The organism is Alishewanella sp. HL-SH05, from assembly GCF_052655985.1.
Genome location: NZ_CP199753.1, coordinates 1,113,224 through 1,135,477, shown reverse-complemented (window position 1 = coordinate 1,135,477; position 22,254 = coordinate 1,113,224). Strand labels below are relative to the sequence as shown.

Genomic DNA, 22,254 nt, shown 5'->3' with positions numbered 1-22,254 from the left:
CTGTCCAGCATCCATGCTGGACACGCTTTGTTTAGCCCTTACTGAGCTTCGCTGCCGAGTATCGTGGTATACCCTGTCAACTTTTTACTATTTCAACTGATACGCTTTTTTCACCAAACCGTAAGTCAGCTCATAAGCTAACTCGCCTGCTTCGACTTCGGTTAGCCGGTGCTCTGCGACTAAACCGGCCAAAAAGCGGCAGTCAATACGACGAGCCACATCATGTCTTGCTGGAATAGATAAAAAAGCGCGGGTATCGTCGTTAAAGCCAACGGTATTATAAAAACCCGCGGTTTCGGTGACTTGATGCCGGAAGCGCAGCATACCTTCAGGGCTATCGTGGAACCACCAAGCCGGGCCGAGTTTTAAAGCCGGATAATGACCTGCTAATGGCGCCAGTTCACGGGCATAGGTGGTTTCATCCAGCGTAAACAAAATAATGTTTAAACCGGCTTCGTTACCGTATTTTTGTAATAGTGGCTTTAAGTTGCTAACAAACTCGGTTGGGCTTGGAATGTCTGCACCTTTATCCGGGCCAAAGCGCTCAAAAATCATCTGGTTATGGTTACGGTGCGCACCGGGGTGAATTTGCATAGTCATGCCATCTTGCAGACTCATACCCGCCATTTCAGTCAGCATTTGGCCTCTGAATAACTCGGTTTCTGCCATGCTGGCAGTGCCTGCTAAACAACGTTGAAAAAGCGCGGCAGCTTCCGCTTCTGGTAAATCGGCAGTAATGGCAGACGGGTGGCCATGATCGGTCGCTGTTGCACCATGTTCACGGAAAAAAGCCCGGCGAATACGTAAAGCTTGCAGGTAACCCTGCCAATGACTGGTATCTTCGCCAGTAAGTTCGCCCAATTTCGCCACATTAACCGCAAAATCGGCGTGGTCCGCATCTACAACGTCATCAGGCCGAAAGGTCGTAATAACGTTTTGTTCAAAGCCCGTCCCTTTTAATTTAGCATGGTGCCGTAAATCGTTTAACGCCCCTTCAGTAGTAGCAATTAACTCGATGTTAAAGCGCCCTAATAAAGCGCGAGGTTTAAACTCAGGCTTAGCCAACTGCTCGTTGATGGTGTCGTAATACAGATCAGCGGTGTCTTCGGTCAGCGTTACCTTTAAACCAAAGACATCATGGAATACGGTGTCTAACCAAATACGCGAAGGAGTGCCGCGGAACAAATAATAGTACTTAGCAAAAATATGAAAAATTTTGCGATAATCACTTTCTACCACTGCCCCATCTTTACGGCGAATCCCCAGCGCTTCCAGTTTAATGCCCTGGCTGTAGAGCATGCGAAAAACATAATGATCGGGTAACAACAGTAAGGCAGTGGCATTTTCAAAATTGGCATCATCGGCAAACCAACGTGGATCAGTGTGACCATGCGGGCTAACAATGGGTAAGTCTTTAATTTGCGCGTACAGTCGCTGCGCGATAGCACGAACCACCGGATCGGCTGGAAATAATCGGTCTGGGTGAAGTTCTAAAGGAAGTGTTTGAATCATGATATTTGTCCTGTTTAGTATTCAGTCAGCTGTTCCACTTAAGCTCGCCCTATCGATGCGTTGCGTAGGTTTTAATGTTATAGCGTAACGCCGCTTGCCGTATTGTAATTTCACGCTAATCAGTGAACTCTTTGTGCTTACGTTGTGTAAACAGCACAACCACCTGCAAACAGAAATTCATGGGACGCGTCGATGGCATCATGCACTGAGCGCAGCGGTAACATCATCGCCAATTCACTATGGCTTGCGCCCTTTGCCAGACTAGCTGAATATGCCTAAGCCGCCGCGCAAATTGCAACTCCAGAGCAAGCGGCTTTTTTGTCTTTCAGCAACAAAGTAAGGACTGTCGAATAACAAAGGCCGACGAGCAGCCAACCTTATTTCATTGAAATAACTAACTATCTGCATGCAAAATGTTTTAGCAAGAAAATAGATAACTTTCTATAAAAAAACCACTTCCATAAGAAGTGGTTTACTAAGACTAGTAGAATTAAATAACGACGTTCTAATAGCGCTTTATTTCATAGTATTGTTAGTTTAACCCACTAAAGCCAACAGAATACCGGCAGCCACAGCTGAGCCGATAACACCTGCTACGTTCGGTCCCATCGCATGCATTAACAAGAAGTTATGCGGATCAGCTTCTAAACCCAATTTGTTCGATACCCTTGCGGCCATCGGTACCGCAGAAACCCCAGCAGAGCCAATCAACGGGTTGATGCTTTGCTTTGATACCTTATTCATGAACTTCGCCATCAACACACCGGCAGCGGTACCGATAGCAAACGCCACCATACCCAGCATCAGGATGCCCAAGGTTTGGGTCGTTAAGAATTTATCGGCACTTAAGCGTGAACCGACCGCGAGGCCTAAAAAAATGGTAACGATGTTAATTAACTCGTTTTGTGCGGTTTTGCTTAAACGATCAACTACACCACACTCTTTCATTAGGTTACCTAAACAGAACATACCAATTAACGGCGTGGCGGTAGGTAATAACAAAATAGTGAGCACTAACAACAGTAAAGGAAAGACGATCTTCTCGCGCTTAGACACCACACGCAGTTGTGTCATTTGGATCTTCCGCTCTGCTGGTGTAGTTAATGCTCGCATAATAGGAGGCTGGATCAGCGGCACCAGCGCCATGTAAGAGTATGCGGCTACCGCAATAGCGCCAAGCAAATCAGGCGCTAAGCGCGATGCTAAAAAGATCGCCGTTGGACCATCAGCGCCGCCAATAATGGCAATCGCTGAAGCCTCTTTCATGGTAAAACTTAAACCGGGTACCCAGTTCAGTGCGATAGCACCAAGTAGCGTAGCAAAAATACCAAACTGTGCGGCGGCCCCTAAAAACAACATCCGCGGATTAGCAATTAAAGCGCTAAAGTCGGTTAAGGCACCCACCCCAAGGAAAATGAGCAACGGGAATAAACCCGAGGTAATACCCATATCATAAAACAGATAGAGTACCCCGCCAGGCTCACCCATACCGGCTAAGGGTACGTTAGTTAAGATTGCGCCAAAGCCAATCGGTACTAACAACAGGGGTTCAAAACCTTTGGCGATAGCCAAAAACAGCAGCAACACCCCAACCAACATCATAATGATTTGGCCAAGGCTAAAGTGCACTAACCCCGTTGAATCAATCAGTGTTTGAATAGCTTCCATCAGAAATCCTTGTTATCTCAACACTGCATTAATCGAAACTGATTAGCACATCACCGGTCGTGACAGAGTCACCGGCCGCAACATGAATTTTCGAGACAGTACCATTGGCCACCGCCCGCACTTCAGTTTCCATCTTCATTGCTTCCATAATGATCACCACATCACCCCGTTGCACGCTGGCACCCGGCTTGGTCACGATTTTCCAGATATTACCGGCTAAGGGGGCATTTAACGTTGCACTACCGGTAACCGAGGCGCTACCAGGAATATTTTCAGATACCACCGGTTTAACGCTGCTTAATTCACCTGTTGGCGCAACATCAACCTCATACACTTTCCCGTCTACCCGCACGCTATAGCTCGCTGGGCCATTGTTAGTCAGTGGTTGACGCTCTGCCACGGCTGGTTTTGCAGAAGAAGAAGGCATAACCGGTGCAGGCTCAAACGCCGCCGGATTGTTAAGATTTTTCAGGAACTTCAAGCCCACTTGTGGGAATAAAGCATAAGTTAATACGTCATCAATAGTATTAGTGGCTAAATCGATGTTTTCGGTTTTCGCGAGTTCGGTGAGTTCTGCGGTAAGCTTCTCTAACTCTGGCGTTAATACATCCGCTGGGCGGCAAGTAATGGCTTTGCCACCGGCCAAAACCTTTTCCTGTAATTCCGCATTAACCGGCGCCGGTGTGGCACCGTATTCGCCTTTTAACACACCCGCTGTTTCTTTGGTGATGGTTTTGTAGCGCTCGCCCGTTAAGACGTTTAATACCGCCTGAGTACCCACAATTTGCGATGTCGGTGTGACTAACGGTAAGAAACCCAGATCTTCGCGCACGCGAGGGATTTCTTTTAGTACGTCATCCAGTTTCTCGATGGCGCCTTGTTCTTTTAACTGACTTTCCATATTGGTTAGCATGCCACCTGGCACTTGCGCTAACAAAATTCGGGCGTCAACGCCTTTTAATGAGCCTTCAAACTGGGCATATTTCGCCCGCACATCACGGAAATAAGCTGCGATTTCTGCCATCAGCTCCATATTCAGCCCGGTATCACGTTCTGTGCCTTCAGTGATTGCAACCATTGTTTCCGTTGCAGTGTGACCATATGTCATACTCATAGAAGAAATGGCGGTATCAAGCATATCAATACCCGCATCAATGGCTTTCTGATACGTAGCGGTGCTTAAACCGGTGGTGGCATGACATTGCATAGCAATGGGTATTTTTACTTCTTCTTTTAAACGGGTAATTAACTCTTCACAAGTATAAGGTTTAAGTAAACCGGCCATGTCTTTAATACAAATGGAGTCACAACCCATATCTTCTAACTGCCGCGCCATATTCAACCACATATCAATGGTATGCACTGGGCTGACGGTATAAGAAATGGTGCCTTGAGCATGCGCCCCCACCTTGATGGCCGCTTGTACTGCGGTTTGCAAATTACGAATATCGTTCATGGCATCAAAGATGCGGAATACATCTACACCGTTGTCGTGGGCGCGTTCAACAAAGCGCGTGACAACATCATCGGCATAATGGCGATAGCCCAGTAAATTTTGACCGCGTAACAACATTTGCTGCTTGGTGTTTGGCATAGCTTTTTTTAATTCGCGAATGCGATGCCAAGGATCTTCACCTAAATAACGTATACAAGAATCGAAGGTGGCCCCACCCCAAGACTCCATTGACCAGTAACCGACTTTATCTAACTTGCTGGCGATTGGCAGCATATCTTCTAAACGTAAGCGGGTAGCCAACAACGATTGGTGTGCATCGCGCAACACCAGCTCGGTTAATAACAAAGGCTTCGTCATGCCAGTATCCTCTTGGTCTGTTTATTGTTTTTGACGGTACTGATGCACTGCAGCACTAATAGCAGCAATGATAGTAGGGGAAACACCGCCGGCAGCCGTTGTGCTGACGTGAGATGATTTTTCGGTTTGTTTAACAGGGAAATAACGCTGGATCGTTTTGCTCATGAGTTGCAGTAACACCACTAGCAAAAATAGAAAAGTAAACACCGAGACCATGCCTATCAGCATCAATCCCGCCGCTTCAAATAGTAAATCAGCAACCATCGTTAAATTCCTCAACGTGTTTACACAGTGGCGCTTGCTTAAAAACCTTAGCAAGCGTTAGACAATAGTTAACAAAGTATGGTCTAAACTGTTGTGATAATAAAATAAATTAGCGTGATACTTACTATAGGTCTTGTAGCCGATTGCCAGCTTAGCGTCAAGAGTTAAGCCATTTAAATTTCTAGACATCCAAACAGCTAAATATGCCCCACCCCCACACACGTTAATGCTGCTGCACAGCTAAGGTGATGTCCTGTAATAACTGCTGCCAACCTATACTCAAGGCGTTTACCATGGCTGGATAACCGGCATCGGCCAGCGGTACCTGGTACAAAAAGGCTTGTGTTTGCACTCGTTTCTCGTCGCTAATACTGTAACGGCCACTGACCACAGCCTGACCATCTGCATCGGCATAAAAACGGTCTATATCTAAGCGTAATAGCGCAACTTGTGCGGTCGGCTGTGGCAATAACGCCAGCTTTGGCACACTGGTCAATAAATACTCAGCAAGCTGACGTTGCAGCTGTTGCTCTAAGGAGTCTGTCCACAGATGCTGTCGCGCGATACTAAACTCGACCGTTGATTGTTGCACCACTAAACCACTGCCATTTAAATAACTCGCCACTCTCACTGGCGCAATGGCTAACGCGGCTATCGCTGCTGGCTCGACTGGCTTGGCACTTGGTGCTGCAACCTGATAATAACGTGTACCATTAACAGTGTTGCTGCATGCACTTAAGGTGATCAGCAAGACCAGTATGACAAGTAAATGTAGTTTCATTGTTGAGCTTTCCTTGGCTGCGGATCGGCATTATCACTGGCATTGATCAGTAAGGCATTACTTTGCTGATTTAACATTTTCAACACCGGTTGTAACTCTCTTAGTACCTGATCCATCATTTGCAAATTCATTCCCGCTCGTTCATAAGCGGTTGACCCTGGGCTTACCCCAGCTAACGCTTGGCGTAAGTCATTTAAGCTTTGCTGCAATTCACTCGGTAACTGCTGTAACTCAGGTTGGCTAACAAACTGTTGTAAGGTCGCTAATAATTGCTCACTGCTGGCTAGCATTTGCTCTGTTGCTGCCAAGGTTTGTTGCCCCTGCGTTAAGAATTCTTCTAATTGCAGATTATTGACTTTATCCAATGCCATCAGCACTTTTTGCTCAATGTTACTAAAACCGCTGCGCGCTGAGGGTAAGCTGGGATAGCCCGCTTGGCGACTTAACAACAACTGCTCGTTATATAACGCTTGCTGCCGACTGTCGGCTAATAGCTCGCTGTTGATATCCAAATCGACATAGAGTGCTCCCGTTAATAAATTACCGGTTTTTAATACGGCATGCAGACCACGACTTACCGCCTGGCTAAGTTCATTACCCAATTGCGCTAAGGTGAGGTTTTCATAAAGCCGGCCGGCTTCAATTCTTAACAGAACAGGCACCCCTTGATTCAACGAAACTTCAAACGGTTTTTTCATCGCGAAAAAGAACGGTACACTGGTAACGGTACCCACTCGCACCCCTCTAAACTCAACCGGCGCACCGGCCTTTAAGCCGCGTACCGATTCATCAAAAAAGACCAGATACTCTACAAACTGATAATACATACCATCTTGGATGCTTTGTTTATCCGGAAACAACTGAAACTCGGTACCATTTTCGGCCGCGGCACCAACAGGCCAACCATCTAGCACATCAAAACTGACACCACCGCTCAGTAAGGTAGCGGCAGAGCCCACATCCACTGACAAACCTTCTGCCGATAAGTCGATAGACAAGCCACTACTCAGCCAAAACCGCACATTTTCAGTAACCAACACGTCAAAAGGTTGTTTGATATATAACTGATAATGCGTACTGCGCGTGCTTAGTTCAAATTCGCTGCTTTCCACGGTGCCCACTTCATAGCCTCGGTATAACACCGGATCACCAATGGTTAAGCCGCCCGCATCAGAGGTTTGTAATTTTACACGCACGCCAGGTGCATCAGCTGAAGCAACGGGTGGGGTATTTAATAACGGATGGGTGAGCACCACCCGAGTCGCATCACCGGGTTGTAATTCAATATAAGAACCCGACATCAGGGTATTTAAGCCGGTTACACCTCCTCGACCAATTTGGGGTTTCACCACCCAAAACTGTGACGCTTCGTTTAACAATGGCGTCACATTCGGTTTCATACGCGCTTTGATCATCACTTGACTAAGATCTTCACTCAATTCAACCGAGACCACCTGCCCAACATCGACATTACGATTCTTAATTTGGGTTTTACCGGCAACAATACCTTCCGCGTTTTCTGCCACGAGCAACAACATCGCGCCTTGTTGCTGAAAATGGTTATATAACATCCACAAACCAATGAGGATAGCGACGATAGGCACTACCCAAATCGGTGACCACTGCTTGATCGGACTTACCTCGGCCTGCACTAACTCTGCCTCTGTCACACATCTCTCCTTGTCTCAGCTTGCTGAACCCACAGCAAACGCGGATCAAAACTTATTGCCGCCAACATGGTAATCACCACCACTGCAGCAAATACTAACGCCCCCACTCCGGGATAGACGCTCATCAGCAAACCGAACCGTACCAAAGCTGCCAAAATGGCCACCACTAACACATCGACCATAGACCATAGACCAGCGACCTACCCAATCCACCAATAAGTAAATTTGCGTGCTCATCTTACCTTGTCTGGCTGTGGGGTACTTTGTCAAATAGCATAACCAGAACATCACAATGATTTTCACTATGGGCACCACCACACTGGCTAACAATATCACAATCGCCACCGGATATTCGCCGTCTTGCCACATTAACAATAAACCACTAATGATGGTTGAATCGGTAACACTTCCAAAAGAGACCGTACGCATTATAGGTAACAAATTTGCCGGTATATACAAAATACAAGCCGCCAGCAAAAGTGCCAGTGTACGCTGCAAGCTCGCAGGATTGCGGGCATGCACCCTACTATGGCAGCGCGGACAATGCGTATGCTGCTCACGCATAATCGCGGTGCAACACTGGCATAATTTTAGCTGTTGGCTTAAACCACTTTGCCCGACTTTCGCCGCTACTGCCGGTTGCGGGCTCGGCGCAATCTTCGACCAGAGTTGATGGCGGTCGATCACCTGAAAAGTACGTAAATGACATAAACAAAATAAACAAAAAGCCCAAAAGCTTGGACCCAGTGAAATATCGGCATCGGCAACCAACTTAACAAAGCTGATTAACAACCCCATCAAAAAGATGTCCACCATACTCCATGGCTTCAACATAAACAGCACGCGGGCCACCCAAATACGCGCTGGCAAACGGTAAACCATACCCAACTTTAAATAAATCACTGCCACCATGCAAAATGCTGGAACCGCTTGAATAAATAACCAAACTAAGATTGCTAAGCTTTGGTGGTACTCATTAAACAATACCGAAGACGCATCAAAAAAATGCATTTCGCTATGGTTACCGGCTAAGCCCATACTGACGAAAGGAAATAAATTCGCCATTAACAACATAAACAGCGCTGAAGCCGCATAAGAGACTGGACGTAAGATGGGCTGTGGCTGTCGTGCATCCAGCTGAGAATGACATCGGCGACAATGCGCTTCTTGTCCGGCTTGCAAACTGGGTAATTGTTGTAATAAATCACAATGCCGGCATAGCACCAATTCGTCGTTTGGCGCTGAAGCAGCAGAAAGAGATGGTGGAAGCGTTTGACCGTTAGCGATGGACACGAATGAATTTGCCCTCGAGGAACTATGTTGCTGTTATAGCATATTTTCGAAAATCAAACGACTAAATATCATGGTCACGGGTAGCGGCATTCTTGCAAAATAATGGCGTTTCATTTTCGCCTTTATCTCTTAATATAAATGACTTAAAGAAGCCGCAAATTTCATCTACATCAAACTGTAATTATTAACATTTTCGCCGTTGGCGAGATACTTTCTTTTGCGTCGCTAAAAGAAAGCATCCAAAGAAAATGCGCCCCCACTTCCGCTCGAAAGCCCTACTGCTCATGCGCTGTCCAAGGCGAAAACGTAACTCGCACGGCACTACCGTCGCCGCACTCAAACACCCGTTTTCTTAAAACCTTGGCCAACAATGATCAGTCGGCTCGCTCTAAGGGGGAGTTGCAGCAAGCTTCTGGGTCAGAGACAAGCATCTTGTTAAGTGCCGCTATCTTGGGTAAAAGTGAGCTAATGGGCTTACCAGTAAAACGGTTAACAGTACAAGGCCAAACAATAATGTGAAAGCTGAAACCTTTGATAATAACAACGCGATCCTGTCATCTGATTTTTTGTAAATAGCCGCTAAAGCAACTAATAAACAAATTGATACCACATAAGTAATCAGCGCCATTGAGCTTCCAATTGAAATCCCTTCCCCATTGCTTCCATAAAACTTATAAAGGCTCCAAAGTGCACTGGTTACACGCTCTGTTACTGCATATAGCTGGTAAAAACTGATCAGTAAGATCAGCAGAGCTAAAGAACGAAAGAGTAGTTTCATGGCCATATGTACATTATTTTGCAGGAGAAACCTGTAATAAGATGATAGTAGTTAACTTTTTCGCCGTTGGCGAGATACTTTCTTTTGCGTCGCCAAAAGAAAGTATCCAAAGAAAATGCGACCCCACTTCCGCTCGAAAGCCCGACTGCTCATGCGCTGTCCAAGGCGAAAACGTAACGTAAGCGTAACGCCAACCACACATTCCTATCCTAACTGATCAACATTACCCTGTCTGCCACTTTAAATTATCAGGGTAATCATCATGAAACGCACTAAAGAACAATGGCTAGCGTTATTCGCCGAGCAAGCCCAAAGTGGCCTCACTCAAACGGCATTTGCTAAACGACAAGGGATTATTCCGACCTACTTCAATCTGCGTAAACGCCAGTTGTTGGCTCATCAGAATGACGACACCGGTTTCATTGAATTAACACCACAAAGCTCGCCACTGGCACGGCATATCCTGCTACGCAAGCGTGATATGGAATTGCAACTTCCAGCAGGGACGGATGCACTCTGGTTAGCCGCCTTGCTCAGGGCACTTTGACCATGAAAATGTTCCTCGATGTGCTTAAGGTCTATTTGCATAAACAGCCGGTCGACTTTCGCAAATCCATTAATGGCTTATCGTTGCTGGTCGAGCAAGAGATGCAGCTCTCGCCATTTAGCGGCGCGTTGTTTGTGTTCTGCAATCGGCAGCGTACTCGGTTAAAAGTGCTGTACTGGGATAGCACTGGGTTTTGTCTGTGGTACAAGCGACTTGAAAAAGACACGTTTCGCTGGCCAAGGCAGATGCCAGGTAAAGTGTTGTCGATTAGCGAGCAGCAATGGCATTGGCTGTTGCAAGGTGTCGATATTCAAAAAATCACCGCGCACCAGCCGCTGCATTACCAGAGTGTGGGTTGATATGCCGATCGGCTATAAATCCTGTAGATCGCATCCAAAACAATCTAAATCTTACCAAGCACTTAGCCAAATTGGCCGTTACAATAACGGCCATGAAAAAGATACCAGACACCCTACCTGATGACGTTGAACTGCTTAAGAAAATGCTGCTTGAGCAGTCCGCGCTACTTGCCAAGCATGAGCAAAAGCTTGAGCGCAAACTGGCGCAAAAAGACAAACGCATCGCTAAACTAGAGCGGGTTAACCAGCAGCTGTCGGATAAGCTGCAGCAATTGCTGGAGCGCTATAACCTGAAGAAGTACCAGAAATTTAGCCCCAGCAGCGAGACCTACGAAGGTGAAGGCGAAGTCTTAAATGAGGCCGAACAGCTTATTGAAGACGAGTCCGTAGCGACAGAGCCAGATACTCAGACGACCGAGAGCGCTGAGAAAGCCGCCAAGCCACGCCGACCGCGTATTACCCCTGAATTGCCCCGCGTTGACGTTATCCATGACATTGACGATAAAACCTGTGCCTGCTGCGGCCATGCCCTGCATCAAATGGGTGAAGAGGTTAGTGAGCAAATTGAGTTCGTGCCCGCGCAAATCCGTGTGCTGAGAAATGTCCGGTTGAAATACAGCTGCCGGCAGTGTGAAACCAATGGCACTAAGGTCGACATTAAGATTGCCGATGTACCGCCTGCGGTTATCCCTAAGAGTATGGCCACGCCAAGTTTACTGGCGCAAATCATCAGCAGCAAAATGCACTATGGCTTACCGCTGTACCGACAAGAGCAGTTGTTTAATCAGGCGGGCATTGAGCTTAGTCGTCAAACGATGAGTCGTTGGCTGATAACTTGTGCAGAAAAACTGCAACCGCTATTGGCCTTAATGAAAACCGAGCTTCTGAAACAGCCGGTGCTGTGGGCAGATGAAACCACGGTTAATGTGCTGGATGTTGAGAAAAGCACCTGTTACATGTGGGTATATGGCTGTGGCTTAGAAAAAAGTACCGGCCCTAAGCTGGTGCTGTTTGATTATCAGGATAGTCGCAGCAGTAAACATCCCTGTGACTTCTTATCCGGCTTTAACGGTTATCTGCAGGTCGATGGTTATGCCGGATATGAGAAAACCGACGCAACCTTAGTCGGTTGCTGGGCGCATGCCAGACGCAAGTTCGTTGAAGCCCAAAAAGCGCAGGGCAAAGGCAAAACGGGTAAAGCGGATGTGGCCCTTAACCACATCCAGAAACTCTATGCACTGGAGAGTAAATTAAAAACCGTACCGCCTGACAAGAAGTATGACGCCAGACAAGCACTAGCTAAACCACTGCTAGAACAATTTAAAAGCTGGCTGGATAAATCAAGCGAGAGTGTCACGAAAGAAAGCTTACTGGGAGTCGCTATCACGTATAGCCTGAATCAGTGGCCCAAGCTCATCCGCTATCTGGACGATGGTAGACTTAATATCGACAACAACCGTGCTGAGCGCGCCGTCAAACCGTTCGTGATTGGACGCAAGGCGTGGTTGTTTGCCAATACTGAAACGGGCGCAGAAGCCAGTGCTGCAATGTATAGCCTAGTCGAAACGGCCAAAATTAATGGTCTGGAACCGTATAATTACTTATACCGCTTGCTCACTGAGCTGCCAAAAGCCAATACCCACGAGCAATTGCAACAGCTCCTGCCTTACTGATCAGCAGCCACACCGCAAGGTGTGGTTGCTGCTACGCTTACAACGTAACTCGCGCGGCGCTACCGTCGCCGCACTCAAACACCCGTTTTCTTAAAACCTTGGCCAACGATGATCAGTCGGCTCGCTCTAAGGGGAGCTCATATTCTAAGCCGTATTCCCTTAGTTGAGCAGTTGGTACCAATTGCAACAGTGAGATTATCAGCATCATTTTTGCTGTAGTGGCAAATCAGGTTGAACAAGTTGACAGCGAAGTCAACTTTGGCTGGAGACGTCTTTTTCAGGGATGAAAAAGAGGAGCGTACAGGGAGGTATTTACTGCGTGCTCCAGCCGAAGCTTTACGCAGCGTTTAACGTCTTGCAAGCTTCAAACTTCAGGTCATATACCAAAATCCTTCGTTTTCACCGTTGCCGTTTAGCTTGAGTAATGGGTTAACTGTCGTTATTTTCGTTATACCGAGCATTTATCTTCTCGATGGAGTTGATAACTAGCTGCTCCAGTACAGTTGTATCTAGATCGGAAAGGCGCTTGAAGTATAAACAGGATTTGGTCATACGGTGCTGGCCAAGCTTACAGAGCAGCGAGGCATGGATTGTATCTTCGCAGCTTAAATAGACAACAAGTTCTCGTCCTCTGATAGCGAAGCCGGTTAAACACATTTCTCCCGTTCTGCCACTCTCGTATTTGTACTTGTATGAGCCATAGCCGACGATGCTCGGGCCCCACATCTTCGGTGGCTGCCCTGTAATTTTCTTAAACATCGCCATTAGGGTTTCACAATCTGTCTTTTGGCTGTCGTTAGCACGTGTGGATATGTAGTCTGCAACACTGGCGTGAGTTGCCTTTGTCTTAAGTTCAGCCATTTTTATCGTTCCTCAGAGAATTTTTTGTAGCGCCTCACGCCCAAAATTAACGCGCTGCGGGTTGGTGTTCGACAGCCAGTGGCAGCAAGTGATGCGTATTGTTATCAGCTGAACTCACGTATTTGAATATGATTACCATCTGAGTCTGCTATGTTACATACCTTAAATATTGGATTAGACCATACACCTGCAAATGACTGACCGCCTAGCTGCTCGGCTTTCAATTTAGCGGCATTGAGATCATCGACTGCCATAAACAGCTTAATTGAATTGAAATCTGGTGTAGGCATTGTAGTTAGTGGAACATGGATAACGATATTAAAGCCATCTTTAACCAGACTAACGAGCTCTGACGTTTCCCGCGTCACGTTCATCGAAAACAACTCAGTATAAAATTTAGCAAGCGAATGAATATTATTAGAATATATTAAAGCGCCGTTTTTTGCCGGTCCGTTCATTTCTATTCCTTATTACGCAAATGATGCAATACATTATAACGCTTAAATCAGCCGCCGTTTTGGGTGGCTGCATTCACTGATTAGGCGGTAAATAGCGCTTTGCATTTTTCTCACCTAGCGCCTTCGCAAAACGCTCATACGCCCAAAGTGCACAATACCGCATAGCATAACGCAAATTCTGATCCTGATTATGAGGTTCCTACTCTCTTTTAACGCCATCCCACGGAAACACCTGAAATGCGTCCTTAACTATTCCGGCATCTAACGCAAAAAGGGTATGAGGGATTTTGTTGGTGGATGCGGGTGAGTAGCGCTGATTCGCTCGTGCGCTATCATAAACACTGACTTTTTCGGTTGAACCACGACCGTCAACGATAAGAATAGTACCGGTTGATTGATGCTTATCGAAGAATGCTTGGCATTCAGGCTTTTCAGAAATTTTCTCCTGAGTGAAAACGTCAGGACTAAAAATTACGAAAGGTAACAAAAAAATAAAAAATTCAATATTCACTATGCATCCAAGTGAGCCTAACGCCTTAATTAGCAAAAACATGTTGGCTAAATTGCAGCGGCGCGAAACCAAGCCAACGTAAATTTGCGCACTTTAGACCGCGAGTTAGAAACACCCTACGACCAAGCCGGAGGCCAGCCAAATAGCAATATACTTGCAAAAAACAAAGGGACTGAAATAGCCGTTAAAAAGTATCCATATATCATCGGTGAGCGATAAAGGTCACAAAATTTAATACCGGAGCTTGAATTGGATTCTTTATATAGTTTCTGTTTTAAATACTTAGTGGTTGGCCAAGCTTTTACAAGATCACCGTTGCTCATAATGGTCGGGGTACCAGCATGCTGCCATTGTTCAGGATGGTGCTTTTTCAACTTGATTAAAAACGTCCACTGTATAGCACTACCGATAACCAGCATTCCTAGAGAGTAAATTAATGCTATAGCGGTTGGGTGTGTTATCGATTCCACTCTGTACTCCCTTAGCGTCAAACTCAGCGCAGAAAACTTAGACGCAGTTTAACGTCGCAGCTAGCCATAAAGCTTGCTTGTTATAACTAATCTTGTTGCAACTTACTGAATTCACGCTTTATAAAAAACCACATGAACAATCCCCAAAATAACCCACCAATTGGAAACAACACAAGAGCGAGAAATATACTTTCGTTAAAAGGTATGCTGTCTATAAAATGCATGATCGCTGACCAGAGAATGGCTGTTGGCACTCCCCAGCCAAGCACACCGTGTTTTAAAACGTAAAACCATTTACCTTTTTTAACCAAAGCCTTTAGCTTTTCTGATTGGTGTGGGTGCATAAACTTAACCATTTAAAGTTTTAACGCACGTAGCACAAGCCGAAACCCGCGCAGCGTTTGAGGACCAGGCCACGCTTTTTGTTGCTGGAACAAAAATTAAGCAATTTTTTATAAACTTAGACACTGTACCATGTGGGTTTTGGCTCTTTTGAATTCCACCCCCAATCTTGTAATGTTTCAATGACGTGCTCACGGTCATATTTATCATAGTAACTTGGATTGAGCCCCGTTCCTTGAAAACCTTTAAGCTTAGAGGTTTCAAAACAAGCTTCTTCAGAGTCCTTGCGAGATGTAATGAGGGTACCGTTAGGTCCACCAAACTGAGGCAATAAGCCCGTAATTTGATATTCTTGACCATCAGAGCCGATAAATATGTATGGTGATATAAACAGTATCTCAAGGTCTTCAGCTGCATCCAACCAAGATTGTTGTGGACGATTAATAAGCGAACTCAACAACTTCACATTCTCATTGTCTGGTGCGTCAATATCTCTGTAGACCAAAAAGTCTACGAACCCACCTTCGTCAAAAGACACAACCCAACGCTCTGAAAAAGCGTCCACCTCAACATCAATGCATCCCATATGTTCGCGATATTCTATGCGAATTGGATATTTCTCTTCACTCATCAGAGCCAGAAAATCGAAAAGTTTCATCTTACCCCTATTGGCTTTTAACACCTGCCTAAGCGGCAATTACTAATCGGCTAAAATATTGAGCGCAGCGACAATAGCCCATTATTAATTGTCCGAGCTTGTGAGCGAATTGAGGCACTTGTTATGTGCCATTAATCCACTGTAATTCACAGTTGCTATAAATAACTGCAACTAGAGCTTTTTTGTTAGCTTCATTATTGTATTGCAACTCAATGAAACCCAAACTACTGTCACTATCTATTTCACGAGATAATTCATGGGAATATCGTAGGTTTACCAATTTATGTTCAAACATAAAACCATCGCTTGAAGCTTGGTGTTGTTTCGCGATGAAAACTCTGTTGATCATATCAACGGCTTCAGACTCAGGGATATTTAAACAATCCCTATTAGATTGCTGGACATAAAATGAAACAGCAAAAATAGATGTAAAGCATAGTAATATCACAAGTAAAATTTTAATCACACGCTTCAATATACGACTCCAAACTAGCTAAGGTACATAACGCAGCCAGCAGCGGCCGAAAAACCGCACAGCGGGTTTGAGGTCCAGCGACCAAAGGAAGCGTTGCTGACTGGCCTTGTTAAATTCAATTAGCTCTACAGCACTTTCTTTGCAGGCTGAGTAACTATCAAGTAAATGATATACCCAAGTATCGGAAAAAATACGACTGCTAAAGACCAACCAAACTTTGCACCACCGTGTGAACGGCTTGAGAGAATTACATGAATCAATGGCAAAACCATTATGAGTAACAAATGCCAAATACTTATCCCACCCATCATAAATTTAATCCTTTAATTAATTTGAACATTAAAATCTTTCTCAAGACCACTTTGAATTTAACGCACGCCTAAATGGCGAGCAACTTGTTGCGAGTCCAGCGGCCACAGGCCGCGATGTTTAAGGCGCTTGTTAGCATTACTTTTGAGAGGACAAAGCGGCCTTTCTTGCTTCGGTTGCTATTTCTTCGGTTAAGCCATCATCAAATGAAAATGAGTATATTCTCCAACCGCTTTTTACTTTAAAAAATTGAAACTCATAACGAACGGGTTGCCTATCGTAAGTGGCTAGATAAGTAACATGCACAAAATTCTCACCAACTGCGTAAGTGTCAATTTTACCTATACGGTTAATTTCTCCAATAAGCCCTTCAAGCGCATTTAATTGCGTTTTAACATTTTTAATTTGATCTGGAATTGATGATACGTATTTATTTGTTCGATAAATGGAATCAACAGCTTCATCTACTTTCCCAGATTGATACAACTTGAAAAAATCATCAATCTCGGTTTGATAATCTGCAGCTAAAGAATTAAATGACAGCAAAGTAGCTAAAAATATAATCGATAACTTCATGTTTGGTAATTCTCCTGTAATGCTAACGCCGCCAGCACGCGCAGCTTTGTAGTGAAGGCGAAGCCGCAACGAATAAGCTGTCGCTGTGCTTGGCCTTGTTAACCCTGGGCAGAAAATGCCTCGTGGTAAGAAACTTCCCCTTGTGGGAACTCGCCGGAAAACGAAAACGCCTGAAAATACTCAGCAGGCACGCCGGGATAAACCAAACCATCTACAGCTTTGAATCCGAAACGCCCATAATAATCAGGGTCACCAAGCAATACACAGCCAGCAGCACCAATTGCCTCCAGAGCAGCTAAAGAGCTTTTCATTAGTTGAGAGCCAACACCGCGCCTCTGATACTCGGGAAGAACAGATATTGGCCCAAGCCCAAACCAGCCGGTTTCACCGCTTGATAAAATGACGGGCGAAATTGCAACATGACCAATAATCTCTCCGCCTACTTTTGCAATCTGAGAGATCGTTAACGCCCCATGACGGCGCAGAGCGTCAACAATGAACTGCTCTGTGTGATCTGCATGGGGAGCATTTAAGAATGCCTTCGCAGTAACTTCATGTATTGGCACTGCGTCATCAGTGCCTTCGTTGCTGATTTGAATATCCAAGCTCGACCTCTTTGATGGGTTAACGCCCAAATTTAGCGCGGAAAGCCGCGCAGCGGGTTGACGTCGCAGCCAGCGCTGTCTGCTGGCGATAATATTTGCTTGTTATGTGTAGATAAAACCAAACACAACAAAAAGACAAAGTGTAAACCAACGCAGTCTATTCAAGTTACGAATTTTATCAACGCTACTCATTAAGGCCGTACCAGCACCCTGAAAACTTAATCCACAAAATGACAATTGAAAAATCAAAGCCGCCCTTTCAAAGATCGATGGTCCCAAATGATCATATTGACTTACGAATTGTGAGTCATGCTTTTTCAATAGCGGAAAGAAAATGTGCCATTCTTTACGTATCAAATAATCCAGAATTCCACTGATAATTATTAAAACAAATAGCAAAATCATTCTGAATTCAGTGCTTATCATATCGCCTACACATAACAGCTTATTCGACGGAAAATTCCGTATTTAAACACGGACTTTTCCGCAATTGTAAATTTCATGTTTATAACATTACATCGGTTTTGACCTGTTCACAACGAGTTATGGGTACAGAAGTTTTATTATTAGTGATAGATGCTGAAAAATCCGCCTATCGAGCACGATGCTCTCTCAATATGGCCTTTCTGTAATTTCAGTAAATAATATTTAGTAATATGCCTTTAAAAAGACCGCTTTGACACAATCTGCTTTTCAGTAAGCAAACACCACTCTAGATCTTATCCCCCTTAGAGCGAGCCGACTGATCATCGTTGGCCAAGGTTTTAAGAAAACGGGTGTTTGAGTGCGGCGACGAAGCATAGCGCGAGTTACGTTTTCGCCTTGGACAGCGCATGAGCAGTTGGGCTTTCGAGCGGAAGTGGGGTCGCATTTTCTTTGGATACTTTCTTTTGGCGACGCAAAAGAAAGTATCTCGCCAACGGCGAAAACGTTTAACTAAATAACAATATAGGCCTCAAATGAAAAACTCGCTCAAGCGTTAACTTAAGCGGGTTGCTTTGTATAGGGTGGACGCAGGAGGATAACAGGCGGCTATCCTGCCGCCTGCCCTGCGGGTCGCACTAAAGTGCGCGCCAACTTATTCCCGATAAGTTGGTCGAACCTAACGGAGCTTCTCACCCACCTGCGTCAGTTTGCATCACGTCAAAATGAAAAAACCCGCTAAGGCGTTAGCCGTAGCGGGTTCTTCGTATATGGTGGACGCAGGAGGATTCGAACCTCCGACCGCTCGGTTCGTAGCCGAGTACTCTATCCAGCTGAGCTATGCGTCCAGGGTCAAGCAAGTTGTCTACACAATGATTAAAGTACTGTGTAAGGTACTGCCCAATTTAAGATGGTGGACGCAGGAGGATTCGAACCTCCGACCGCTCGGTTCGTAGCCGAGTACTCTATCCAGCTGAGCTATGCGTCCATCTTAAAAATGGCGGAGAAAGAGGGATTCGAACCCTCGATAGAGTTTCCCCTATACACCCTTAGCAGGGGTGCGCCTTCAGCCACTCGGCCATTTCTCCACTCTGTGTTGCGGCGTGTATATTAATGTCTCAGGAAAATATGTCAAACAATTTTTAGAGCAGATCAGTGTGTTTGCCGACCTTTTAAACAATTTGCTGGTTATTTAAGTCATCTTACAAGATAGAGTAAATAACCGGCTCTCGTTTAGGGTGTTTTGAACAATTACTCAGTCTCGCTAAAATTGCCACCGTTGGTGTCTTTTTCAGCTTGAATGCGCATATAAATTTCTTCACGGTGTACAGAAATGTCTTTTGGTGCATTAACACCAATTCGTACTTGATTACCTTTAACGCCTAATACAGTTACAGTAACTTCATCACCGATCATTAGGGTCTCACCTACACGACGTGTCAGTATTAGCATTCTTTTGCTCCTTTGCCTGTCTATGGCAGTATTTGTTATTACTGCTTAATTTGCCGGTATGATAACCCAGCATTGTTCCTTTTAAAACGCTTCAATCAGCTTCATTATCGCTAAGCGGCATTAAAGCCGCTCTTTTATATACGAAAAAGCTAATTCTAAAACTTTTGGTAAGTTTTCAACGTCAGTTGCGCCCGCTTGTGCCATATCTGGCCGGCCACCCCCTTTGCCACCTAATTGGTTAGCAGCCCATGCGACTAACTGCCCAGCATGCACTTTGGCGGTTAAATCCGCACTGACCCCAGCAATTAAACTCACTTTACCCTCTTGCGAACTTGCTAATAAAATCACGGTCGAGCCGAGTTTATTTTTTAATTCGTCTAACAAAGTACGCAACGCTTTGCCATCTGTATCAGGTAATTGTTGAATAAGTACTTGTACACCGTTTAATTGCTGCACGTTATCGGTTAACGATGCGCCAGCATAACTGGCCAGTTTACCCTTTAACTGCTCAATTTCTTTCTCAAGCGACTTAGCGCGGTCTAAGCTTTGCTGCACCCGCTCGGTTAAACTAAAAGTATCACCTTTTAATAAAGCCGCCGCTTGCTGTGCTTGCGCTTCTAATTGCTGAATGTAGCTAATAGCCGCTGCGGCGCAAACCGCTTCAATACGTCGAACTCCCGAAGCAATACCGCCTTCACTGACAATTTTGAAAACACCAATATCACCCGTTCTGTTGACATGGGTACCACCACAAAGTTCGATAGAAAAATCACCCATGCTTAACACACGGACTTCTTCATCATACTTTTCACCGAATAACGCCATAGCGCCGGCGGTTTTCGCATCATCAATCGACATAATGCGCGTTTGCAAGGCTAAGTTTAATTGGATCTGCTGATTAACCAGCTGTTCAATCTGCTGCAACTCGGCGGCTTTCACCCCTTCAAAGTGTGAGAAGTCAAAGCGTAAGCGCTCTGGCCCCACTAAAGAGCCTTTTTGCGTGACATGCTCACCGAGCACTTGACGTAACGCGGCATGTAATAAGTGCGTTGCTGAGTGATTTTTGCGGATCGCATCGCGCCGCGCGGCATCAATCTTGGCATCTAAACGCATACCCACTTGCAGCGCCTGCTCGGCTTTACCTTGGTGGGCAAAGGCCTTACCGATTTTAACGGTATCTTGTACCGAAAAAAGTACACCTGTACTGTTATTTAACGTACCGGTATCACCCACTTGGCCGCCCGACTCCGCATAAAAAGGGCTGCTATCTAAAATCACTAAACCGCTATCACCTGCGGCTAATTGCGATACGCTTTGGCCATCTTTTAGTATTTCAACGACAAGTGCATTGCCCGCTTCTGCGGTATAACCGGTAAATTCAGTCTGTTGGTTGGAGCTCACTTGTTGATTGTAATCCACACCGAAGTTGCTGGCTTGCTGTGCACGTTTACGTTGCTCGGCCATCGCGCTATCGAAGCCCGCTTGGTCAATCGTTAAGTTACGCTCACGTGCTACATCGTTGGTTAAATCGACAGGGAAACCATAGGTATCATATAACTTAAACACCAGCGAACCGGGAATTTCGCTGCTAGATAACGCCGCCAATTCGTCGTCTAGGATCTGTAAACCACGCTCTAGGGTTTTACCAAACTGCTCTTCTTCCAAGCGTAACGCTTTTTCGATGATGGCTTGTTTTGTTAGCAACTCGGGGTAGGCTTCACCCATCTGCGCCGCTAATGCGGCCACTAATTTATAGAAAAACGCACCTTTCGCACCTAATTTATTACCATGGCGCACCGCACGACGAATAATCCGGCGTAGCACATAACCGCGGCCTTCGTTCGATGGCATCACGCCATCAATAATTAAGAAAGCACAACTACGAATGTGGTCGGCAATCACCCGCAACGACTTATCCGATAAATCGCTCGCGCCAGTAACCGCTGCAGCCGCGTTAATTAACGAGACAAAGGTATCCGTTTCATAGTTGCTGTGAACGTGTTGCAAAATAGCGGAGATACGTTCTAAGCCCATACCGGTGTCCACACTGGGTTTTGGCAGTGGCTGCATTTCACCGCTGGCTAAGCGGTTAAACTGCATAAAAACGATATTCCAAATTTCAATAAAACGATCGCCATCTTCTTCTGGTGAGCCTGGTGGGCCACCCCAAATATCTTCGCCGTGATCGTAGAAAATTTCAGTACAAGGACCGCATGGGCCAGTATCACCCATTGCCCAGAAGTTATCTGAAGCGTATGGCGCGCCTTTGTTATCACCAATGCGGATAATCCGTTCAGCTGGCACACCAATATCGTTAAGCCACAGATCATAGGCTTCATCATCGGTAGCATAAATGGTGACTAATAATTTGCTCTTCGGCAGTTGCACCACTTCGGTTAAAAACTCCCAAGCATAACGAATGGCGTCTTGCTTAAAGTAATCACCAAAACTGAAATTACCGAGCATTTCAAAAAAGGTATGATGACGTGCGGTATAACCGACGTTTTCTAAATCGTTGTGCTTACCCCCCGCCCTGACACAGCGCTGAGACGAAACTGCGCGCGTGTAGTTACGTTGGTCTTGGCCTAAGAACACATCTTTAAACTGAACCATACCCGCATTGGTAAATAACAAGGTGGCATCGTTACCTGGGATCAAGGAACTACTCGACACAATGCTGTGGCCTTTGCTGGCGAAGAAATCTAAAAAGGCTTGCCGTACTGCGGCAGATGTCATACTCATGAAAAATCCTGTTC

At 45.6% G+C, this 22,254-nt stretch carries 23 protein-coding genes, 3 tRNA genes and 1 pseudogene; 3 read left to right on the top strand and 24 right to left on the bottom strand.

Annotated features, from left to right (window positions below):
* Positions 1-87 precede the first annotated feature (87 nt).
* The 9 genes and pseudogenes from uxaC to ACUJFL_RS05175 form a co-directional block, all read right to left on the bottom strand.
* Complete coding sequence (uxaC, locus tag ACUJFL_RS05215) at positions 88-1,512, bottom strand: glucuronate isomerase (protein WP_445428671.1); 1,425 nt, start codon at positions 1,510-1,512, stop codon at positions 88-90.
* 537 nt (positions 1,513-2,049) lie between these two features.
* Positions 2,050-3,180: a sodium ion-translocating decarboxylase subunit beta gene (locus tag ACUJFL_RS05210; RefSeq protein ID WP_226749672.1), complete on the bottom strand. Its 1,131-nt coding sequence runs from the start codon at positions 3,178-3,180 to the stop codon at positions 2,050-2,052.
* A gap of 28 nt (positions 3,181-3,208) precedes the next feature.
* On the bottom strand, positions 3,209-4,993 hold the full coding sequence (oadA, locus tag ACUJFL_RS05205) for a sodium-extruding oxaloacetate decarboxylase subunit alpha (RefSeq protein ID WP_445428670.1): 1,785 nt from the start codon (positions 4,991-4,993) through the stop codon (positions 3,209-3,211).
* A gap of 21 nt (positions 4,994-5,014) precedes the next feature.
* Complete coding sequence (locus ACUJFL_RS05200; protein ID WP_226749670.1) at positions 5,015-5,257, bottom strand: oxaloacetate decarboxylase subunit gamma; 243 nt, start codon at positions 5,255-5,257, stop codon at positions 5,015-5,017.
* 223 nt (positions 5,258-5,480) lie between these two features.
* Complete coding sequence (locus ACUJFL_RS05195) at positions 5,481-6,038, bottom strand: PqiC family protein (RefSeq protein ID WP_445428669.1); 558 nt, start codon at positions 6,036-6,038, stop codon at positions 5,481-5,483.
* Positions 6,035-7,708: an intermembrane transport protein PqiB gene (pqiB, locus tag ACUJFL_RS05190; RefSeq protein ID WP_445428668.1), complete on the bottom strand. Its 1,674-nt coding sequence runs from the start codon at positions 7,706-7,708 to the stop codon at positions 6,035-6,037. Before pqiB ends, ACUJFL_RS05195 begins: the two co-directional genes overlap by 4 nt.
* On the bottom strand, positions 7,705-7,890 hold the full coding sequence (locus tag ACUJFL_RS05185; protein ID WP_445428667.1) for a paraquat-inducible protein A: 186 nt from the start codon (positions 7,888-7,890) through the stop codon (positions 7,705-7,707). The genes pqiB and ACUJFL_RS05185 overlap by 4 nt, the downstream gene beginning before the upstream one ends.
* A 61-nt stretch (positions 7,891-7,951) precedes the next feature.
* Positions 7,952-8,932 (bottom strand): annotated as a pseudogene (locus ACUJFL_RS05180) (PqiA/YebS family transporter subunit); the annotation flags it as partial.
* Between the two features lie 514 nt (positions 8,933-9,446).
* Entirely contained in the window at positions 9,447-9,785 is a 339-nt protein-coding gene (locus ACUJFL_RS05175; RefSeq protein ID WP_226749666.1) for a hypothetical protein, read from the bottom strand.
* 256 nt (positions 9,786-10,041) lie between these two features.
* Here ACUJFL_RS05175 and tnpA point away from each other — a divergent pair, with 256 nt between their 5' ends.
* The 3 genes from tnpA to tnpC all read left to right on the top strand — a co-directional run bounded on the left by tnpA (position 10,042) and on the right by tnpC (position 12,358).
* A complete protein-coding gene (tnpA, locus tag ACUJFL_RS05170) occupies positions 10,042-10,326 on the top strand; it encodes an IS66 family insertion sequence element accessory protein TnpA (protein ID WP_445427373.1) in 285 nt (94 codons plus the stop codon).
* A 2-nt stretch (positions 10,327-10,328) separates the two neighbouring features.
* Positions 10,329-10,685, top strand: a complete 357-nt coding sequence (gene tnpB / locus ACUJFL_RS05165) for an IS66 family insertion sequence element accessory protein TnpB (RefSeq protein WP_445425237.1) — start codon at positions 10,329-10,331, stop codon at positions 10,683-10,685.
* A gap of 92 nt (positions 10,686-10,777) precedes the next feature.
* Positions 10,778-12,358, top strand: a complete 1,581-nt coding sequence (gene tnpC / locus ACUJFL_RS05160; protein WP_445428233.1) for an IS66 family transposase — start codon at positions 10,778-10,780, stop codon at positions 12,356-12,358.
* A 429-nt stretch (positions 12,359-12,787) separates the two neighbouring features.
* Here the strand turns inward: tnpC and ACUJFL_RS05155 are convergent, their stop codons facing one another.
* The 15 genes from ACUJFL_RS05155 to alaS form a co-directional block, all read right to left on the bottom strand.
* Positions 12,788-13,219 carry a DUF1801 domain-containing protein gene (locus tag ACUJFL_RS05155; protein WP_445428666.1) on the bottom strand — a complete coding sequence of 144 codons (432 nt, stop codon included), beginning with the start codon at positions 13,217-13,219 and terminating at the stop codon, positions 12,788-12,790.
* 104 nt (positions 13,220-13,323) lie between these two features.
* The gene (locus ACUJFL_RS05150) at positions 13,324-13,677 is read right to left on the bottom strand and encodes a VOC family protein (protein ID WP_306177018.1); all 354 of its coding nucleotides are present in this window, start codon (positions 13,675-13,677) and stop codon (positions 13,324-13,326) included.
* 199 nt (positions 13,678-13,876) lie between these two features.
* A complete protein-coding gene (locus ACUJFL_RS05145; RefSeq protein WP_445428665.1) occupies positions 13,877-14,188 on the bottom strand; it encodes a penicillin-binding transpeptidase domain-containing protein in 312 nt (103 codons plus the stop codon).
* Between the two features lie 116 nt (positions 14,189-14,304).
* Positions 14,305-14,658 (bottom strand): hypothetical protein, encoded by a 354-nt coding sequence (locus ACUJFL_RS05140; RefSeq protein WP_445428664.1) that lies wholly within the window; start codon positions 14,656-14,658, stop codon positions 14,305-14,307.
* Between the two features lie 86 nt (positions 14,659-14,744).
* Complete coding sequence (locus tag ACUJFL_RS05135; RefSeq protein WP_445426298.1) at positions 14,745-15,002, bottom strand: hypothetical protein; 258 nt, start codon at positions 15,000-15,002, stop codon at positions 14,745-14,747.
* 116 nt (positions 15,003-15,118) lie between these two features.
* A complete protein-coding gene (locus ACUJFL_RS05130) occupies positions 15,119-15,658 on the bottom strand; it encodes a hypothetical protein (RefSeq protein WP_445428663.1) in 540 nt (179 codons plus the stop codon).
* A 121-nt stretch (positions 15,659-15,779) separates the two neighbouring features.
* Positions 15,780-16,133: a hypothetical protein gene (locus tag ACUJFL_RS05125; RefSeq protein ID WP_445428662.1), complete on the bottom strand. Its 354-nt coding sequence runs from the start codon at positions 16,131-16,133 to the stop codon at positions 15,780-15,782.
* A gap of 125 nt (positions 16,134-16,258) precedes the next feature.
* Positions 16,259-16,405, bottom strand: coding sequence for a PLDc N-terminal domain-containing protein (locus tag ACUJFL_RS05120; RefSeq protein WP_226749957.1), 147 nt, complete (start codon positions 16,403-16,405; stop codon positions 16,259-16,261).
* A 175-nt stretch (positions 16,406-16,580) separates the two neighbouring features.
* Positions 16,581-17,018 (bottom strand): hypothetical protein, encoded by a 438-nt coding sequence (locus ACUJFL_RS05115; RefSeq protein WP_445427524.1) that lies wholly within the window; start codon positions 17,016-17,018, stop codon positions 16,581-16,583.
* A 98-nt stretch (positions 17,019-17,116) separates the two neighbouring features.
* Entirely contained in the window at positions 17,117-17,623 is a 507-nt protein-coding gene (locus tag ACUJFL_RS05110) for a GNAT family N-acetyltransferase (protein ID WP_445428661.1), read from the bottom strand.
* Between the two features lie 1,194 nt (positions 17,624-18,817).
* Positions 18,818-18,894: transfer RNA gene (locus tag ACUJFL_RS05105), tRNA-Arg, on the bottom strand.
* A gap of 63 nt (positions 18,895-18,957) precedes the next feature.
* Positions 18,958-19,034: transfer RNA gene (locus ACUJFL_RS05100), tRNA-Arg, on the bottom strand.
* Between the two features lie 10 nt (positions 19,035-19,044).
* Positions 19,045-19,134, bottom strand: a tRNA-Ser gene (locus ACUJFL_RS05095).
* Positions 19,135-19,297: 163 nt separating this feature from the next.
* Positions 19,298-19,498, bottom strand: a complete 201-nt coding sequence (csrA, locus tag ACUJFL_RS05090; RefSeq protein WP_226749658.1) for a carbon storage regulator CsrA — start codon at positions 19,496-19,498, stop codon at positions 19,298-19,300.
* 120 nt (positions 19,499-19,618) lie between these two features.
* Positions 19,619-22,240, bottom strand: coding sequence for an alanine--tRNA ligase (alaS, locus tag ACUJFL_RS05085; protein ID WP_445428660.1), 2,622 nt, complete (start codon positions 22,238-22,240; stop codon positions 19,619-19,621).
* Positions 22,241-22,254: the final 14 nt, after the last annotated feature.

Excerpts from the sequence above, each read along its gene's own strand:
- ACUJFL_RS05135 (WP_445426298.1), bottom strand. The coding sequence starts at position 15,002 with ATGCACCCACACCAATCAGAAAAGCTAAAGGCTTTGGTTAAAAAAGGT.
- ACUJFL_RS05150 (WP_306177018.1), bottom strand. The coding sequence starts at position 13,677 with ATGAACGGACCGGCAAAAAACGGCGCTTTAATATATTCTAATAATATT.
- oadA (WP_445428670.1), bottom strand. The coding sequence starts at position 4,993 with ATGACGAAGCCTTTGTTATTAACCGAGCTGGTGTTGCGCGATGCACAC.
- csrA (WP_226749658.1), bottom strand. The coding sequence starts at position 19,498 with ATGCTAATACTGACACGTCGTGTAGGTGAGACCCTAATGATCGGTGAT.
- uxaC (WP_445428671.1), bottom strand. The coding sequence starts at position 1,512 with ATGATTCAAACACTTCCTTTAGAACTTCACCCAGACCGATTATTTCCA.
- ACUJFL_RS05195 (WP_445428669.1), bottom strand. The coding sequence starts at position 6,038 with ATGAAACTACATTTACTTGTCATACTGGTCTTGCTGATCACCTTAAGT.
- ACUJFL_RS05115 (WP_445427524.1), bottom strand. The coding sequence starts at position 17,018 with ATGAAGTTATCGATTATATTTTTAGCTACTTTGCTGTCATTTAATTCT.
- ACUJFL_RS05200 (WP_226749670.1), bottom strand. The coding sequence starts at position 5,257 with ATGGTTGCTGATTTACTATTTGAAGCGGCGGGATTGATGCTGATAGGC.
- ACUJFL_RS05120 (WP_226749957.1), bottom strand. The coding sequence starts at position 16,405 with ATGGTTTTGCCATTGATTCATGTAATTCTCTCAAGCCGTTCACACGGT.
- ACUJFL_RS05155 (WP_445428666.1), bottom strand. The coding sequence starts at position 13,219 with ATGGCTGAACTTAAGACAAAGGCAACTCACGCCAGTGTTGCAGACTAC.
- ACUJFL_RS05175 (WP_226749666.1), bottom strand. The coding sequence starts at position 9,785 with ATGGCCATGAAACTACTCTTTCGTTCTTTAGCTCTGCTGATCTTACTG.
- tnpB (WP_445425237.1), top strand. The coding sequence starts at position 10,329 with ATGAAAATGTTCCTCGATGTGCTTAAGGTCTATTTGCATAAACAGCCG.
- tnpA (WP_445427373.1), top strand. The coding sequence starts at position 10,042 with ATGAAACGCACTAAAGAACAATGGCTAGCGTTATTCGCCGAGCAAGCC.
- ACUJFL_RS05130 (WP_445428663.1), bottom strand. The coding sequence starts at position 15,658 with ATGAAACTTTTCGATTTTCTGGCTCTGATGAGTGAAGAGAAATATCCA.
- alaS (WP_445428660.1), bottom strand. The coding sequence starts at position 22,240 with ATGAGTATGACATCTGCCGCAGTACGGCAAGCCTTTTTAGATTTCTTC.
- ACUJFL_RS05185 (WP_445428667.1), bottom strand. The coding sequence starts at position 7,890 with ATGGTCGATGTGTTAGTGGTGGCCATTTTGGCAGCTTTGGTACGGTTC.
- ACUJFL_RS05210 (WP_226749672.1), bottom strand. The coding sequence starts at position 3,180 with ATGGAAGCTATTCAAACACTGATTGATTCAACGGGGTTAGTGCACTTT.
- tnpC (WP_445428233.1), top strand. The coding sequence starts at position 10,778 with ATGAAAAAGATACCAGACACCCTACCTGATGACGTTGAACTGCTTAAG.